15 protein-coding genes are annotated in these 16,009 nt (G+C 63.7%); 3 read left to right on the forward strand and 12 right to left on the reverse strand.

Annotated features, from left to right (window positions below):
* Positions 1-167 precede the first annotated feature (167 nt).
* Genes P9220_RS18655 through P9220_RS18680 form a run of 6 tightly spaced genes read right to left on the reverse strand, consistent with a single transcriptional unit; the run spans position 168 to position 6,662 of the window.
* Positions 168-2,078, reverse strand: a complete 1,911-nt coding sequence (locus P9220_RS18655) for a response regulator (RefSeq protein ID WP_309766630.1) — start codon at positions 2,076-2,078, stop codon at positions 168-170.
* Positions 2,075-3,835, reverse strand: coding sequence for an ATP-binding protein (locus tag P9220_RS18660; RefSeq protein WP_309766631.1), 1,761 nt, complete (start codon positions 3,833-3,835; stop codon positions 2,075-2,077). The genes P9220_RS18655 and P9220_RS18660 overlap by 4 nt, the downstream gene beginning before the upstream one ends.
* Positions 3,832-4,884: an ATP-binding protein/SpoIIE family protein phosphatase gene (locus tag P9220_RS18665; protein WP_309766632.1), complete on the reverse strand. Its 1,053-nt coding sequence runs from the start codon at positions 4,882-4,884 to the stop codon at positions 3,832-3,834. Before P9220_RS18665 ends, P9220_RS18660 begins: the two co-directional genes overlap by 4 nt.
* Positions 4,869-5,309, reverse strand: coding sequence for an anti-sigma regulatory factor (locus tag P9220_RS18670; protein WP_309766634.1), 441 nt, complete (start codon positions 5,307-5,309; stop codon positions 4,869-4,871). The genes P9220_RS18665 and P9220_RS18670 overlap by 16 nt, the downstream gene beginning before the upstream one ends.
* Positions 5,310-5,330: 21 nt before the next feature.
* The gene (locus P9220_RS18675; protein WP_309766635.1) at positions 5,331-5,690 is read right to left on the reverse strand and encodes an STAS domain-containing protein; all 360 of its coding nucleotides are present in this window, start codon (positions 5,688-5,690) and stop codon (positions 5,331-5,333) included.
* A gap of 51 nt (positions 5,691-5,741) precedes the next feature.
* The gene (locus P9220_RS18680; protein WP_309766636.1) at positions 5,742-6,662 is read right to left on the reverse strand and encodes an STAS domain-containing protein; all 921 of its coding nucleotides are present in this window, start codon (positions 6,660-6,662) and stop codon (positions 5,742-5,744) included.
* Between the two features lie 391 nt (positions 6,663-7,053).
* On the opposite strand from P9220_RS18680, the gene P9220_RS18685 reads away from it, so the two are divergent.
* The 3 genes from P9220_RS18685 (at position 7,054) to P9220_RS18695 (ending at position 10,036) form a co-directional block, all read left to right on the forward strand.
* Positions 7,054-8,418: a nucleobase:cation symporter-2 family protein gene (locus P9220_RS18685; protein WP_309766637.1), complete on the forward strand. Its 1,365-nt coding sequence runs from the start codon at positions 7,054-7,056 to the stop codon at positions 8,416-8,418.
* 42 nt (positions 8,419-8,460) lie between these two features.
* A complete protein-coding gene (locus P9220_RS18690) occupies positions 8,461-9,294 on the forward strand; it encodes an alpha/beta hydrolase (RefSeq protein WP_309766638.1) in 834 nt (277 codons plus the stop codon).
* Between the two features lie 142 nt (positions 9,295-9,436).
* The gene (locus tag P9220_RS18695; RefSeq protein ID WP_309766639.1) at positions 9,437-10,036 is read left to right on the forward strand and encodes a phasin family protein; all 600 of its coding nucleotides are present in this window, start codon (positions 9,437-9,439) and stop codon (positions 10,034-10,036) included.
* On the opposite strand, the gene P9220_RS18700 is transcribed toward P9220_RS18695, so the two are convergent.
* The 6 genes from P9220_RS18700 to dinB form a co-directional block, all read right to left on the reverse strand.
* Positions 10,033-10,833, reverse strand: coding sequence for an exodeoxyribonuclease III (locus P9220_RS18700; RefSeq protein ID WP_309766640.1), 801 nt, complete (start codon positions 10,831-10,833; stop codon positions 10,033-10,035). The two genes, P9220_RS18695 and P9220_RS18700, sit on opposite strands and share 4 nt — an antisense overlap.
* 87 nt (positions 10,834-10,920) lie before the next feature.
* Positions 10,921-11,799 (reverse strand): ABC transporter permease, encoded by an 879-nt coding sequence (locus P9220_RS18705; RefSeq protein WP_309766641.1) that lies wholly within the window; start codon positions 11,797-11,799, stop codon positions 10,921-10,923.
* Positions 11,796-12,620, reverse strand: a complete 825-nt coding sequence (locus P9220_RS18710; protein WP_309766834.1) for an ABC transporter ATP-binding protein — start codon at positions 12,618-12,620, stop codon at positions 11,796-11,798. Before P9220_RS18710 ends, P9220_RS18705 begins: the two co-directional genes overlap by 4 nt.
* 105 nt (positions 12,621-12,725) lie before the next feature.
* Positions 12,726-13,748: an ABC transporter substrate-binding protein gene (locus tag P9220_RS18715; RefSeq protein WP_309766643.1), complete on the reverse strand. Its 1,023-nt coding sequence runs from the start codon at positions 13,746-13,748 to the stop codon at positions 12,726-12,728.
* A gap of 37 nt (positions 13,749-13,785) precedes the next feature.
* Entirely contained in the window at positions 13,786-14,685 is a 900-nt protein-coding gene (locus P9220_RS18720) for a TauD/TfdA family dioxygenase (protein WP_309766645.1), read from the reverse strand.
* Between the two features lie 105 nt (positions 14,686-14,790).
* The gene (gene dinB, locus P9220_RS18725; protein ID WP_309766646.1) at positions 14,791-15,966 is read right to left on the reverse strand and encodes a DNA polymerase IV; all 1,176 of its coding nucleotides are present in this window, start codon (positions 15,964-15,966) and stop codon (positions 14,791-14,793) included.
* Positions 15,967-16,009 lie beyond the last annotated feature (43 nt).

The raw sequence follows: 16,009 nt of genomic DNA on the forward strand, positions 1-16,009 counted from the left end.
GCGGCAAGCAACTGCAGGTCTTGCGGCCTGCACTTAGTCGGCCGTGCGGGAGCCGTGCCCCGCCCGAGCGCATCCTCCGCGCCCTGAAAGTCATCGCTCCGATGGTGCTCACACTCGTCGTCCCGGAGATCGTCCGGCAATGCTTGTGAAGCGTCCGAGCAACGCCCCTACTCCCCGAACCTTCCCTGCACAGCCCGCTGAATCTCGGCAAAAGCCACCGGCTTCACGAGATGATGATCGAAGCCCGCTTCCTTCGATCGCTGACGGTCATGCGCCTGGCCGTATCCCGTCACGGCGATCAGCAACGCATCGGCGGTAGCGGGGCGCGTGCGCATTTCCGCAGCCAGCCTGTAGCCATCCATGCCGGGCAAGCCGATATCGAGCAGCACGATCTGCGGCAAGAACGCCTCCGCGATCTCCAACGCCTCGGCCCCTTCGTGCGCGGTGCGTACGTCGAAGCCGTCCGCTTCGAGCAGCAGCGCCATCGCGGTCGCCGCGTCGACGCTGTCATCGACGAGCAACACGCGCTTGCCGCCCGTCACGCGCGGCGCTTCGTCGGCATGATGCGGCGCGGGCGGCGGCTCGTTCGCAAGCGGCAGCCACACGACGAACTCGCTGCCCTGCTGCGGCCCCGCCGAATGCGCCTCGATACGCCCGCCCTGCAGTTCGACGAGCGTCTTTGCGAGCGGCAAGCCGATGCCGAGCCCGCCCTCCGAGCGTTCCAGCGATGTTTCGGACTGCACGAACAGATCGAAAATATGCGGCAGGATGTCCGCTGTGATGCCGATACCCTTGTCGCGCACCGCGATCCGCACTTCGTCGCCGAACTGCGCGGTCTCGATCGCGATCTCGCCTTCCTCGAGGCTGTACTTCGACGCATTCGACAGCAGATTGCCGAACACCTGCGCAATGCGCACGCTGTCGCCGACGATGTAGAGCGGCGCATCCGCGAGTCGCGTCGTGAGCTTGTGACGCTTGCGCTCCAGCGCGGGCTGCGCGGTCTCGATCGCTGCTTCCACCGCCGCCGCCACGTCCACCGTTTCCTGACGCAGCGTGATCTTGCCCTGCGTGATGCGCGCGACATCGAGCAGATCGTCGACAAGACGGCTCAGGTGCCGCACCTGGCGGTCGATGATCGTTCGCACCGTCGCGAAGTGCTGCACAGAGGGCGCGCGTTGCGGATCGAGCAGATCGACCGCATTGCGGATCGGCGCGAGCGGATTGCGCAGCTCGTGCGCGAGCATCGCGAGAAATTCATCCTTGCGGCGATCCGCGTCGCGCAACAGCATCTCGGCGGCCTTGCGCTCGGAGATATCGTTGACGATGCCCGCAATCCGCACCGGCCGCCCATCCGCGCCGCGCACCTGCGACGCACGCTCGGCCACCCAGCGCGGCCCGCCATGCGCCCGCGCGATGCGGTATTCGACCTGATACGGCGCGCCGCTCGCAAGCAATTGCCGATACGCCGCCGCCACATGTTCGCGGTCGAGCGGATGAATCTCGCCGGACCAGTGATCCGCGCCGGGGTGCGGCGGGGGCGCGCCTTCGCCGGAATCCCACAGCCGCGCATAGGCGGGGCTCACGTAAAGCAGCGTGTTGGCGGCGGGATCGAGCATCCAGAAGACATCGTCGATATTGTCGGCGAGCTGCCGGAAGCGTTCTTCGCTCTCGCGCAACGCGCTTTCCGCAAGCCGCACGCGCAGCAGCGCGCGCACGTGCGCGATCAGTTCGGCCGGCTCGACGGGCTCGGTCAGATAGCTGTCCGCGCCGCCTTCGAGACCGCGAATGCGATCGAGGCTATGCACCGCCGCCGCCGATGTCTGCAGCACGAGCGTCCCCGCCGTCTCCGGCGACGCCTTGATCTGGCGGCACACTTCGAGTCCGTTGATATCGGGCAGCTTCACGTCGAGCAGCACGAGATCGGGCGACTCGGCGCGCACGCGTTCGAGCGCGGCGGTGCCGGTCCCGGCTTCGATCACGTTGAAACCCGCCCGCGACAGGATGCGCGTCTTCGCGTACCGCGCGCCGTCGTTATCGTCGACGTTGAGGATCAGCACCTCGCTCCAGTCGCTTTTCATGATGTCGTTCCTTCCCCGCGAAGCGCCCCGTTCACTCTGCCCGACACCATGTCCAGCACGCCGGCCAGTTCGCCGCCCGTAATCGGTTTCTGCACGAACGCGGCTGCACCCAGCGCCCCGGCTTCATCTCGGTCTTCCGGTTCGCCGAGCACGACAACAGGAATGTCGCGCGTGGCCGCCTGCGCGCGCAGCGCGGCGAGCCAGATCCACGCTTCCGACGGCGCGGGCCGCACGGCCAGCAGCAGCGCGGCGGGCGGCGTGCGGGAGAGCGCGCGGCTCGCTTCATCGAGCGTGGCGGCGCTCGTCGTGCGATACGGCGACTGCCGCAGCACGGCTTCGCAATCGAGCCGTTCGATAGGATTGCTCGCGACGAGCAGCACCGCCGGGCCCGCGTCACCGTGCGCGGCGCTCTGCGCGGCCTCGGATGCGCCGTAGAAGGCGGGAATCGTCGCGCTGAAGGTCGAGCCGCGCCCAAGTTCGCTTTCGAGCGATACATCGCCGCCCAGCAGCTTGCAGAGCTTGCGGCAGAGCGGCAGCCCGAGCCCCGTGCCCTTGACGTATTGCTGCAGCCGGTTCTCGACCTGCCCGAACTCCTCGAACACGACCTGCTGATGCTCCGGCGCGATGCCGATGCCCGTATCCGTCACCGAGAACGTGATGAGACGGCGAGCTTCGTCATAGCTCGCTGACACGCGCACTTCGCCGCGCTCGGTAAACTTGAGCGCATTCGACACGAAGTTGCGCAGCACTTGCGCGACCTTGGCTTCGTCGGTGCGAATGGGCGGAAGACCTTCGCACGGCTCGAATATCAGTTCGACCGCGTTGCCCGGCGTGAGCGGACGCAGCATGCCGCGCAGCGCGGAGAAAAGCGTATCCACTTCGAATTCGGCGGCGCGCACTTCGATCTTGCCCGCTTCGATCTTCGCGAGATCGAGCAGATCGTCGACGGTTTCGGACAGATCCTCCGCCGCCTTGCGGATGAAGCGCACCTGCTTCTCCTGCTCTTCCGTCAGATCGCCGTCGATGCGTTCCAGCAGCAGCTTCGAGAGCGCGCGGATCGACGAAAGCGGCGTGCGGAATTCGTGGCTCATGTTCGACAGGAACCGCGACTTGGATTCATCCGCGCGGCGCAGATGATCCGCGCGCGCATCGAGTTCCGCGTACAGCGCGACGACGCCGCGGTTCGTGTCCTCGAGCTCGCGCGTGAGACGCGTCAGCTCTTCCTGGCGCTCGCGCAGATCGGCGAGCGCGCCGATCAGTTCGCGGTTCTGGCGCGCCAGTTCGGCGGTCGAGTCTTCGTTGTCCTGGCGCGCGAGCGTCGCGGCGACCGTTTGCGCTGCGTTCGGATGGAGCGGTGCGTTCTCGGGCAGCGCCTTCGCGAGCGAGATCGACGTGCCGCCGTCGGGATCGTCGGCGATCGCGCACTGGTCCATCAACCGTTGGGCGGCGAGCAGGCCGAGCGCCGCCTGCGACGCATCGCTCTGCATCGCGCGAAGGCGCTCTCGCGCGCCGGCGCCGGCGAGAAAGCGCACGACGAAACGCGGCGGATGCGTGGCGTTGTCGAGCAGAAATTCGGCGTGCGCGTGCGGGCCGGCCGCCAGCACCGTGCGCGCGGCTTCGAGCACGGAAGTCGAGATGCGCGTCTGGTCCTGCGTCGAGAAACCGAGCGCGGCGCTCGCCTCGCGCGCCTTGCGACGAGCGGCGACGATATCGCGCTCGCCGTCGATTCCCATCGAGTAGAGCGCAAGCGCCATCATGCGGCTCCCGTCGCCCGCGCGACGAACACGGTCACGTCGTCGCGGCCGCGCGAGAAATCGCGATAGAGCACCGCGGCGACGAGCGCCGGATGACGCGCGCCCAGGCCCGGATAGCGTTCGAGATCCCAGCGGGACCCGAGTCCGTCCGAATGCAGCACGACGAGCGAATCGGGTGGGCAAGGCACGTCGAATTGCTGCGCGCGCCGCGCCGAATGCCCGACGATGCCGCTGTGCGACACCAGATGCCGGTGCGAATCGTGCGTCCACACGCTCGCCGAGATATTGCCGATGCCGGCGAAGGCGACCTTGCCGCCCGCAGCCAGTCGCGCAGCCGGCATGCGCGCCACGCCGACCGCCGCGCCACGCGTCGGTCGCAGCGCCTCGTTGGCGAGCTCCATGATGCGTTCGAGCGGCGCATCGCCGTGCGTGCCGAGCACGCGCGCCGCCTCGATCGCGGCGACGTTCGCGAGCGGCCCGTGGCCGAGGCCATCGGCGACGAGCACGGTAAAGGCGTCGTCGCCGGCGTGGCAGGACCACGCATCGCCGCTCACGGTTTCCGTCTGAAGCGGCAGGTTCACCACGCCGTAGGTCACGCGCGCTTCTTTCGGCGATACGGAGCGCGGCCCGTTCCAGCACACCGCGCGCAGCACGGTGCCGTGGCCCGGCATGCTCCAGATATCGAGTTCGCCGGACAGCCGCCTGATCGCGCCCATGCCGTTGCCGGGGCTGCCGGCCGTCGTATAGCCGTCTTCGAACGAACGATAAAGGTCCTGAATGCCCGGCCCGCGATCGATGCACAGCACCTCGATGCCGTACCGCTGCGGGCCGTCCATCAGCGGACGCACGAGCAGTTCGCCGCTTCCGGCGTGCTTGAGGAGATTGGTCCCGCATTCGGTGACGACGATCGCCAGTTGCCCGGCGACCGTCTCGTTGAAACCGAGTCCGCGCGCGAGTTCGCCGATCGAGCGTCGCGCGAAGGCGATCTGGCTCGCCTCGGCAATCTCGTATCGCTGCTGCGCCGCCATTGATTCCTTCAGAACGGTTTCCATTTGGTGATCGAGACGTGCGTGCCCTCACCCGGCGCGGAGCGGATATCGAATTCGTCGCACAGGCGTTTGGCGCCGCCGAGACCGAGCCCGAGGCCGCTGCCCGAGGTGTAGCCGTCGGAAAGCGCGCGGGCGATGTCGGGAATGCCGGGCCCGTTATCGACGAATTCCAGTTTGAGGCCACGGCGGCCATTGCGTTCGACGAGCGTGCAATGCACGTCGCCGCCGCCGCCGTAGATGAGCGTGTTGCGTGCCAGCTCGCTCGCCGCCGTCACGAACTTGGTTTGATCGATGAGGGACAAACCCTGCGCCACCGCCTTCTCGCGCACGAACTGGCGCAAGCGCACGATCTGCTCGTCGGAGCGGATCGGCAGCGTATCGGGCGGAGACGAGGCGACCGGCGTGGCCGTTGGATGAAAAGTCATCATGGACTGGTTCACTTGCGGCCGTCAGGCCGCACCGCCGCCGGTAAGGAGCGCCATGCCCTTTTCGACGTTGAGCGCCGTCCGCACGCCCGACAGCGTGAGGCCGAGCTCGACCAGCGTGATCGCGACCGAAGGCTGCATCCCGACGACGACCGTCTGCGCGTCGAGCACGCGCGCCATCGCCGCCGTATTGCCGATCATGCGCCCGATGAAGGAATCGACGACATCGAGCGATGAAATGTCGATCAGCACGCCGTTCGCACCGTCTTTCACGATGCGGCTCGTCAGATCGTCCTGCAGCGCGAGCGCGAGGCGGTCATGCATGTCCACCTGAATGGTGACGAGCAACAGCTTGCCCATCGTGAGAATTGGAATGCGATCCATCGCGTGGCCCTGTTCAGTCGCGTTGCATGCTGTGGAAGAACTCGCGCGCCGTCATTCCGGCAACGACGAATCGTGCATGCCGGCGGCCGCGTGCTTGCGCGCCCCGTTGTCCTGCGCGCCGGCCACCGTCACCGACTTGCCGGTGCGCTGCAGCGCGACGACGAACGCGGAGGCGAGCGTCGCCTTGGTCGTCACGTTCGACAGGTTCACGCCGAGATGCACGATGGTCTGCGCGATCTGCGGACGGATGCCGCTGATGATGCAGTCCGCGCCCATCAGGCGCGCGGCGGCGACCGTCTTGAGCAGATGCTGTGCGACAAGCGTATCGACGGTCGGCACGCCGGTGATGTCGATGATCGAAATGGCCGCGCCCGTCTCGACGATCTTCTGCAGCAGGTTTTCCATCACGACCTGCGTGCGCGCGGAATCGAGCGTGCCGATCAGCGGCAACGCAAGGATGCCGTCCCACAACTGCACGACAGGCGTGGACAGTTCGAGCAACTCCTGTTGCTGGCGCACGATCACTTGCTCACGGCTCGCCTGGAACACTTCGGTCGTGTACAGGCCGAGCTCGTCGAAGAGCGCGCTGATGGTCCACGTCAGATCGGCGAGCAACGCGGGTTCCGTCGCCATGGCGGCGCGCAGGCGCGCCACGAGCGGTTGCTTCAGCGAGAAGACGAACATCGCGGTTTCGACCGGCGAGAAGCCCTGACGGGCGCGCTGGCCGGACATGTCCGCGAGAAACCCGCGCACTTCCTGCCATTCGGAGCCCTTGAAGTCGACGGTGTCCGAAGCGCCGAGCGCCGTCAGCAGCAGCCCGACGAACTGCGAGAACTGATTGCGCAGTTCCGCTTCGCCGACGAGTCCGCGCCGCGACGCGATGGCGTGCTGTTGCGTGATCCATTCGTTCAACAGTTCCGTCTGGTTGTTGCTGAATACCTGGGCGAGCCGCTTTCCGCCGACCATTTCCATGCCGAGTTCCTGTGCGAATGATGATTTTGCGGGCGCCAAGCCCCGACGAAAGTGCTTTGGCGTTGCTGAAAATCGGGGCTGCGGATGATCGCGCTCCGATGTCCGAGGATTTGAAGGCGCTCGGAATGTAGCACGCCATCTCGAAATTCGACAGTGCGCGGCGCCTTGATTCGAAAGACTTGCCGCCACTATTGCAGAATCCTTCCGGACCAATGGCCGAAATCGGGAAATGCTGCCGGTTTCGTCGGTCGCGCAGTCAATATTCCGTGCCGATGGGCCGCGACCGACGAAGACAGCGCGCCATACCGCAGATAGCAGCCCGAATATTTTTCTGACGTACCGGCGGTGCAATACTGAAACGGCATCCTTAAAACGCCACGCCGGAGCGCCGATGTCCTACACGACTCATCCTGTCGACGAAGTGCTGCCTTTCGGTCAGATGCTCGCAGTCGGCATCCAGCACGTGCTCGTCATGTATGCCGGAGCAATCGCGGTGCCGCTCATCATCGGCGCGGCGCTCAGGCTGCCGAAGGACCAGGTGGCGTTCCTCATCAGCTCGGACCTCTTCGCGTGCGGCGTCGTGACGCTCGTGCAGTGCATCGGCATCTGGAAGTTCGGCATTCGCCTGCCGGTCATCATGGGCGTGAGCTTCGCGCCCGTCGGGCCGATGGTCGCGATGGCGTCATCGGGCGCCGGCCTGCCCGCGATCTTCGGCGCGACCATCGCGGCGGGCGTGTTCGCCATCGTGATAGCACCGTTCTTCGGGCGGCTGATGCGGTTTTTTCCGCCGATCGTCACCGGCACGATCATCCTCACCATCGGCATGACGCTCTTTCCGGTCGCGATCAACTGGGCCGGCGGGGGACGCGGCGCACAGCATTTCGGCGATCCGCGCAACCTGATGATCGCGGGTATCGTGCTGCTCGTGATCCTGCTCATCAACAAGTATCTGCGCGGCTTCATCGGCAATATTTCGGTGCTGCTCGGCATGGCGGTCGGCTTTGCGATTGCGCTGCCGCTCGGCCTCGTCGATTTCTCCGGCATCGGGCGGGCGGCCTGGTTCGCGCCCGTGAGGCCGTTCGCGTTCGGCATGCCGACCTTCGATCTCGCGGCGATCGCGTCGCTGTGCCTCGTGATGGTCGTGATCATGGTCGAGTCGCTCGGCATGTTCCTCGCGCTCGGCGATCTCGCGCTGCGGCCCGTCTCGCGCGGCGACGCCACACGCGGCCTGCGCACGGACGGTCTGGGAACGGTCATCGGCGGAATTTTCAACACGTTCCCGCATTCGTCGTTTTCGCAGAACATCGGGCTCGTGGGCATCACGGGCGTGAAAAGCCGCTGGGTGGTCGCGGTATCGGGCGTCATCCTGATGCTGCTCGGGCTCCTGCCGAAGCTGTCGAATCTGATCGCATCGATACCAGTGGTCGTGCTCGGCGGCGCGGGCATCGCGATGGTCGGCATGGTCGCGGCAACCGGCGTGAAAATTCTCAGCAAGGTCGATTTCGACAGGAAGAACAATCTGCTCATCGTCGCGATCAGTCTCGGCGTGGGCGTCATCCCGCTGACCGCTCCCACGTTCTTCGGCCAGATGCCCGCCTGGGCGGGACCGCTCACGCACAGCGGCATCACGCTGACCGCGGTCGTGGCGATCCTGCTGAACGCGCTGTTCAATCAAGGCCGGCCGACCGACGACGTGCAGCGCGAAATCGCAGCGGACATGCCCCTGAGCCTGCGCCAGGGCGATGACAACGCGTGACGCTCTATCATGCGGCTATCGCCACGTAATCGGCCGCGCTCGATGATGCAATTGCTGGGGATTCTGCTTGCCGCCATCGTGCTGGCGTATCTCGCCGCACTGGCGGCGCTTTACTGGCTGCAAGGCCGGCTCGTCTATCCGTTGGAGCAGACGCAAACGGTCGTCGACGCGACGCTCGACGCTCACACGCAACCGATCATCGTAAGAACCGAGGACGGTCTGGATCTGATCGCGCGCTTCAGCCCGCCACCGGATGCGGTATCGCCGACGGTGCTGCTTTTTCATGGCAACGGTGAAGACCTGACGCAGCGCGCGCATATCGCGCTGGAATTGATCGAAGCCGGTTATGGCGTGTTGCTTGCGGAATATCGCGGCTATGGCGGCAATCCCGGCAAGCCGCACGAAGCCGGCCTGTATGCCGATGCGCGCGCCGCTTACGCCTATGCCGCCGCGCGTTCGCGCTCGATCGTGCTGCACGGTTATTCTTTGGGCTCGGGCGTAGCGGTGCAGCTGGCAAGCGAGCGCCGCATCGATGCGCTGATACTCGAAGCACCGTTCACGAGCATCGTCGATGTCGCCGCTGCACGCTTCAGACTCTTTCCCGTGCGATATCTGGCCCGCGACCGCTACGACAATCTCGCCAAGATCGGATCGATTCACGCGCCGATCTTGATCTATGGCGGCACGCGGGATTTCGTGATTCCACCCGTGCATTTCCAGCGTCTTTTCGATGCCGCCCGAGGCGACAAACATCTCGCGTTCATAGAAGGCGCCGATCATGTCGATGTCTGGCGCAAGGGCGGACGCACGCAGGTGATGCAATTTCTGGCGTTCATCAAAACGCGCGAGAAGCAAGAAGTTCACGACCCCGACTGACGACCGTGCTTTAAAAATTCAGTCCCCGGATGGGAACCGCTGCCGGTGCGCTTCGTCAGAACCAACTCGTATTCGATGAGCCATGCGCCGCGCGGCGCGCTCCATTTACCGATTTTTATTCCATACCTGAGAGGAGCGGTCAATGTTTCAGTATCCCGGCAATATCGCTTATCAAATTCCTTCGATCGCACGCGCCAATCTGCAGGCGTTTCTCAATGCAAGCGGCCGCTTTGCGAGCGGCTTGCAGGAACTGACCGAACTCAACGTTCAAACGGTCCGCACGGTGATCGAGGAAAGCAATAACCTGCTGAAGCCCGGCGAAGACGCGGGCTCGAGCGTGCTCGGCTGGCAATCCGCGCTGTTCGCGCAGATTCCGCTCAAGGCGGCTTCGTATGGACAGAACGTGTGGTCCATCATCACGTCGACAGAGGCGGACATTCTCGGCGAAGTGCGCAATCAATACGAGCGCAACGGGATCACGCTGAAGGGCCTGTTCGATACGGCCACGAACGAAGCGCAGGAAACCGCCCAATCCGCGGCTCAGGAAACCGGCGTGGTCATTACGAATCTCGCCGAAACCGCAAGCGAAGCAACGCAAGCGGCTCAGGAGACGAGCGGCGTCATTCTCGATGCAAGCGGCGACATTGCCAGCGAGATAGCGAACGCGCCCCAGCAATTGGGCGAAACCGTCGAAACGCCGATCGCCAAGGCATCGCGCGCATCGTCGAGACGTCAAAGCTAAGCAGAAGCCTTCTTTCTGCTGCGCGATTCCTTCAACACGACCCACGCGGGCGCATGATCGCTCGCGTGCGGTTCGCCGCGCACCCATTTGTCGACACCCGCATCCTGGAGCTTCGGAGCGAGGTCTTTGCTCAGCAGAATGTGATCGATGCGAAGCCCCGAATTCGTCTGCCAGTGCTGACGGAAATAATCCCAGAACGTATAGATGCGCTCGTCAGGATGCTTCTCGCGCAAGGCATCGGTCCACCCTTGCGCGAGAAGTTCTGCATATGCGGCGCGGCTTTCCGGCTGCAATAGCGCGTCTTTCTTCCATGAGCGCGTGTTGTAGATGTCGTCGTCGGTCGGCACGACGTTGTAATCACCGGCGAGGACGACAGGATGTCCGCTTTCGAACAACGACGCTGCATGCGCGTTGAATCGCTGGAACCAGTCGAGCTTGTAATCGAACTTGGGGCCGGGCTGCGGATTGCCGTTAGGAAGATAAAGACAGCCGATGAGGATGCCATGCACGGCCGCTTCGATATAGCGGCTGTGCGTATCGTCCTCGAAGCCCGGCAGGCCGCGCCGGCTCAGAATCGGTTGCGTGTCCTTCGCCAGAATGGCGACGCCATTCCACGACGCCTGCCCATGCCAAAGCGCGCCATAGCCCGCTTTTTCAATGGCCGCAGCGGGAAATTGCGCATCGGTTGCTTTCAGTTCCTGCAGGCACACGACTTCCGGCGCTTCTCGCTCGAGCCATGTCAGCAACGCATCGAGACGCGAGCGAATGCCATTGATGTTGAAGGTCGCGATCTTCATTCGGCGGTGTCCATCGGTCGATGGCGTGTTTGACGATCCTACGCGCGACGCACGATGCGTGCCGCAGGTATCGTCGCACCGCTGAACTTACGAGTGAACGCCCCAACGCCGAACCGTGACGCGCTCGACCGTATCGAATACGAGATGCTCCACCGCGAGCCCGATCACGATGACCGCGGCCAGTCCCGCGAACACGCGATCCGTATATAGCTCGTTGCGATTCTGGAAGATGTACCAGCCGAGACCGCCCTTGCCCGAGCTCGCGCCGAACACGAGTTCCGCCGCGATCAGCGTGCGCCACGCGAACGCCCAGCCCACGCGCAAACCGGCGAGAATGGAAGGCAATGCAGCCGGCACGAGAATGAGCACGACATGCCGTAGTCCGGTGAGCCCGTAGTTGCGCCCCGTCATGCGCAAGGTGGAAGGGACCGCCTGAAAGCCCGCATAGGTATTGAGCGCGAGCGGCCACAACACCGAATGCACGAGCACGAACAGCAGGCTGCCCGTGCCCAGCCCGAACCAAAGCAAGGCGAGCGGCAATAGCGCGATCGACGGCAAGGGATTGAACATCGCGGTGAGCATCGAAAGAATGTCGCGGCCGATGCGCGTTGAAACCGCAAGCGATGTCAGCACGAACGCGAGCGCCGCGCCGAGAAAATAGCCGCGCAGCAGCACCGACATCGATATCGCGACCTTCTCGATCAGTTCGCCGGAGAGAACGCCCTGCACGAAGGCCGCGCATGTCGCGCTGAAGGTCGGCAACAGCAGATCGTTATCGACGAAGCGCGCTGCGATTTCCCATATGCCGATCAATACCAGCGCGATCAGCGTCTTGCGCAGCCATGCGCGATCGGTGAGGCGCGTGGCAAGCGGCAGCGGCGCTTCATGTGGCGTCTGAGCGGGCGCTGACGGAACGGCTTCGAACTCGGGCCGAACGGGCGGCTCCATGAATTGCGGCGTGCTCATCGCGTGGCCTCCTCTTCGAACAGAAGGCGATGAATGCGCGCGACGCTTTGCTGAAACTCGCCACGCCCCACGCTTTCCTGCGAATACTGATGACTGTTCAGCTCGGCACGCACGCGTCCCGGATGCGGAGTGAGAAGCAGAATACGATTGCCGACGATGAGCGCCTCTTCGATCGAATGCGTCACGAACAGCAGCGTGAAGCGCTCATCGCTCCACAGGCGCAGCAGCTCCTCCTGCATGCGGCGGCGCGTCAGCGCATCGAGTGCGGCGAACGGCTCGTCCATCAGCAGGACGCGTGGCTGCATCGCGAGCGCACGCGCAATGGCGACGCGCTGTTTCATGCCGCCCGACAAGGTGTGCGGATAAGCATCGGCGAACCGCGCGAGTCCGACCTTGTCGAGGAAGTGAAGCGCGCGTTCGCGTGCTTCGGCGCGGCTCAGCTTGCGAGCCACGCGCAAGGGAAACGCGACATTCTGCAGCACCGTCTTCCACGGCGGCAGTTGATCGAATTCCTGAAACACGACGATGCGATCCGCGCCCGGTCCTGTCACGCGTTCGCCATCGATCTCGATGCTTCCCGTCACCGGCTCGATGAAGCCCGCAACCGCCTTGAGCAAGGTCGACTTGCCGCAACCCGACGGGCCGAGCAATACGAAACGGTCCGCGCCGTAGACGTCGAAGCTCACGTCGTGCGTCGCGCGCACGAGACGCTCCGGCGTGCGGTATTCGAGTGTCACGTTACGCGCGGACAGCAGTTTTCCGCTCGTTGCAGCGGCTCGACCGCCTTCGACCGGATACAGCAAATGGGGATTTGCAGCCATCATTGCAACGCTTATAAGCAAACCACCAAGATACCGGCGTGCGCTTCGCGCGCTAAACAATCATTGCGCATATCCAATGCAGCATCGTCGATAAGCGGATGAATTTCAGCTTCCGTCCTTGGTGGCGGGATCGCTGAAGAAATAGTCTTGCCATGACTTCGGTTCGTTCTTGATGACACCGACGCGGTGCATGAACTGCGCAAGGGCGAACGTGTTCTGAGGCGCGACCTTGAACTGAACCGCCGGGTCCTTGATGACCTTCACCAGCAGACCGCGGTCGATCTTCGCCTGATTGACACGCAAGTAAATGTCAGCGGCTTCTTCCGGATGTTGCGTGACGAAGCGCGCGGCGTCGGCGAGGCCATCGACGAAAGCGCGATACGTCTTCGGATTCGCGTTGCGGAATTTTTCGGTTGCGTAGAGCACGGTCGCCGAACTGGGGCCGCCGAGCACGTCGTATGAGTTCAACACGATATGCGCCTTGGGATTGCCCGCCAGTTCTTGCTGCTGGAACGGCGGATTACCGAAGTGCGCGTTGATTTCCGTGCCGCCCGCGATGATCGCCGCCGCCGCATCCGGATGCGGCACCGCTTGCGTGAGCTTGTCGAGGCGATCGTATTGCTTGTCGCCCCATTGCTTGGCGGCTGCATATTGCAGCACCCGCGATTGCACCGATACCCCTACCGCCGGCACCGCGATGCGGTCTTTTTCCGTGAAATCGGCGATGGTCTTCACGCGCGGATCGTTCGACACGAGGTAGTACGGCAGATTGCCGAGCGATGCAACGCCCTTCACGTTTTGCCGGCCATGCGTGCGATCCCAGATGGTCAGCAAAGGTCCGACGCCTGCAGCGGCGATATCGATGGAACCGGAAAGCAGCGCATCGTTGATGCTCGCGCCGCCCGAAAGCTTCGCCCAGTCGACCTTGATATCGATGCCCTGCTTCTTGCCTTCCTGCTCGATGAACTTCTGGTCGCGCGCCACATTGAGCAGCAGATACACCACGCCATATTGTTCGGCTATGCGCAACGTCCCTTCGGCATAGGCGTTGGACGCGCCTCCTCCGATCGACAGCGCCAGTGCGGCGGCGAGCGCGCGCCATGCGCCCTTCCCTTGTCGAGAATGCATCGAAAACCCCGTGTTTTATGGACTATTCGGTGTGATGTCAGAAAGGCGTGTCGCCTTCGATCGTCGTGCGATACAGCTTGCGGCGCTGATCGTCCGGCGTGCCCGCCGCGAGATGCATGACCGAGCGGTTGTCCCAGAACACCATGTCATGCTCGCGCCAGGCGTGACGATAGACGAAGGCAGGCTGCACGCTATGCGCGAAGATTTCATCGAGCAGCGCGCGGCTTTCATCCTCCGGCATGCCGATGATGCGCGTCGTGAAGTGCTCGCTGACGAAGAGCGCCTTGCGCCCGGTCTCGGGATGCGTGCGCACGATGGGTTGCACGACAGGCTTCACTTCGGCGATCTGTTCGGTAGTGAGATTCGGCCGCCACGGACTGCGCTTTTGCAGCTCCGCATATTTGGCGAGATACGTATGTTCTGCCGTGCGCCCCTCGACCGCTTGCCTCAGATGCGCGGGCAGCGTGTCCCACGCGAGATGCTGATTGGCGAAGAGCGTATCGCCGCCCGTCGCCGGCAATTCCTGGGCATGCAGCATCGAGCCGAGGCTCGGCTTCTCCTTGTATGAAAGGTCCGAATGCCAGAAATGGCCTGCATCGCCGAGGCCGATCGGCTTGCCGTTTTCGACGATGTTCGACACGATCAGCACTTCGGGATGCCCGCTCAGCGCGAACTGATGCAGCACGTGCTTCTGCAACGGACCGAAGCGCTTGCTGAATGCGACTTGCTGCTCAGGCGTGATGCGCTGGTCGCGAAACACGATCACGTGATGGTCCAGATGCGCGCGATGAATGCGTGTGAGATCCGCTTGCGAAAGCGGCCTTGCCAGATCGAGACCGATGACTTCCGCGCCTAGCGGTCCTTCGAACGGACGAATGGTAATGCCTTGATCGACGGCTTCTTCGGAAGCCTCGCGAGTCGGAGAGAGAGTCGTCACGGTTGCTTTCTAAACGGCGAATAGACGACCAATCTACGCCGCGCGCATCGCATGAGCAAACAACGATACGCGATTTCCTTATTCGCCGGCGCGCTAAAGACTTATTCACTCGTCGGCCGTATCGAAAGGCAATTCGACCTGCACCGGCGCGATGAACACACTCCCTTCTCCAGGCACGCTTAGCGCACTCATTCGCACGCCAAGCAAGCGCAGTCGTTTCTCTAGCGGAATGCGCTTGAGGCATTCCGTCGCCGCACGGCGAATTTCCGCGGCATCGGCGGTTGCGATGGGAATCGTCAGATCGCGCGTGACGGTGCGGAAGTCGTCGAAGCGCAGCTTGATGCCGACCGTGCGGCCCACGTAGCCCTTGCGCTGCAAATCTTCGGCGACGCGCTTGCACAGGTCGGTGAACTTGGCCGACAAGGTCGCGCGGTCGTGCTTCGGATGCAGGTCGCGCTCAAAGGTGGTTTCCCGACTCATCGACTTCGGCGTGGAACTGACCACGACAGGCCGATCGTCCTGTCCCTGAGCGATCCGCGCAAGCCACGCCGCGTACGTGGGGCCGAAATGCGTCTGAAGCAAGCCGGGATCAGCGGCGGCGATATCGCCCACGGTCAGCAGACCGAGCGCCGCGAGTTTTTCGTTCGCCTTCGGGCCGATGCCATTCACCTTGCGCGCAGCGAGCGGCCAGATGCGCGTAGGCAGGTCTTCCATCGTGAGGATGGTGAGGCCATCGGGCTTGTCGAGCTCCGAGCCGATCTTTGCAAGCAGCTTGTTCGGCGCGATGCAGATGGAGCACGTCAGTCCGGTCGCATCGAACACCGCATTCTTCATGCGCTTGCCGATATCGGCGGAATCTCCCGGAAGATCGCTTACGTCGATATAAATCTCGTCGATACCGCGATTCTCTATTTGCGTCGTAAAGCTCGCGATTGCCGCTTTGAACAGGCGCGAATAGTGACGATACGACTCAAAATCCGTTGGCAGCAGAATGGCGTCCGGCGCGAGTTGCGCCGCCTTCATCATGCCCATTGCGGAGAACACGCCGAAGTTTCGCGCCTCGTAAGTCGATGTGGTTACGACGCCGCGGCCCGCGTAATCGCGCAGCCGCGCGAAGCGGCGCGTGCCGTCCGGAAGCGTTTCCGGCATTGCATTGCGACCGCCGCCCACGACGACCGGCTGCCCGCGCAACTCCGGGTAGCGAAGCAACTCCACGGACGCAAAGAACGCGTCCATGTCGAGATGCGCAATGCGCTTGACCGGATCATGCGTAGCGTTCATCGACGGCGAGAAGACTCAAAGGCTGAAAGGCCGGACAGAAAAT

The sequence above is a fragment of the Caballeronia sp. LZ016 genome (assembly GCF_031450805.1).
Taxonomy (GTDB): Bacteria; Pseudomonadota; Gammaproteobacteria; order Burkholderiales; family Burkholderiaceae; genus Caballeronia.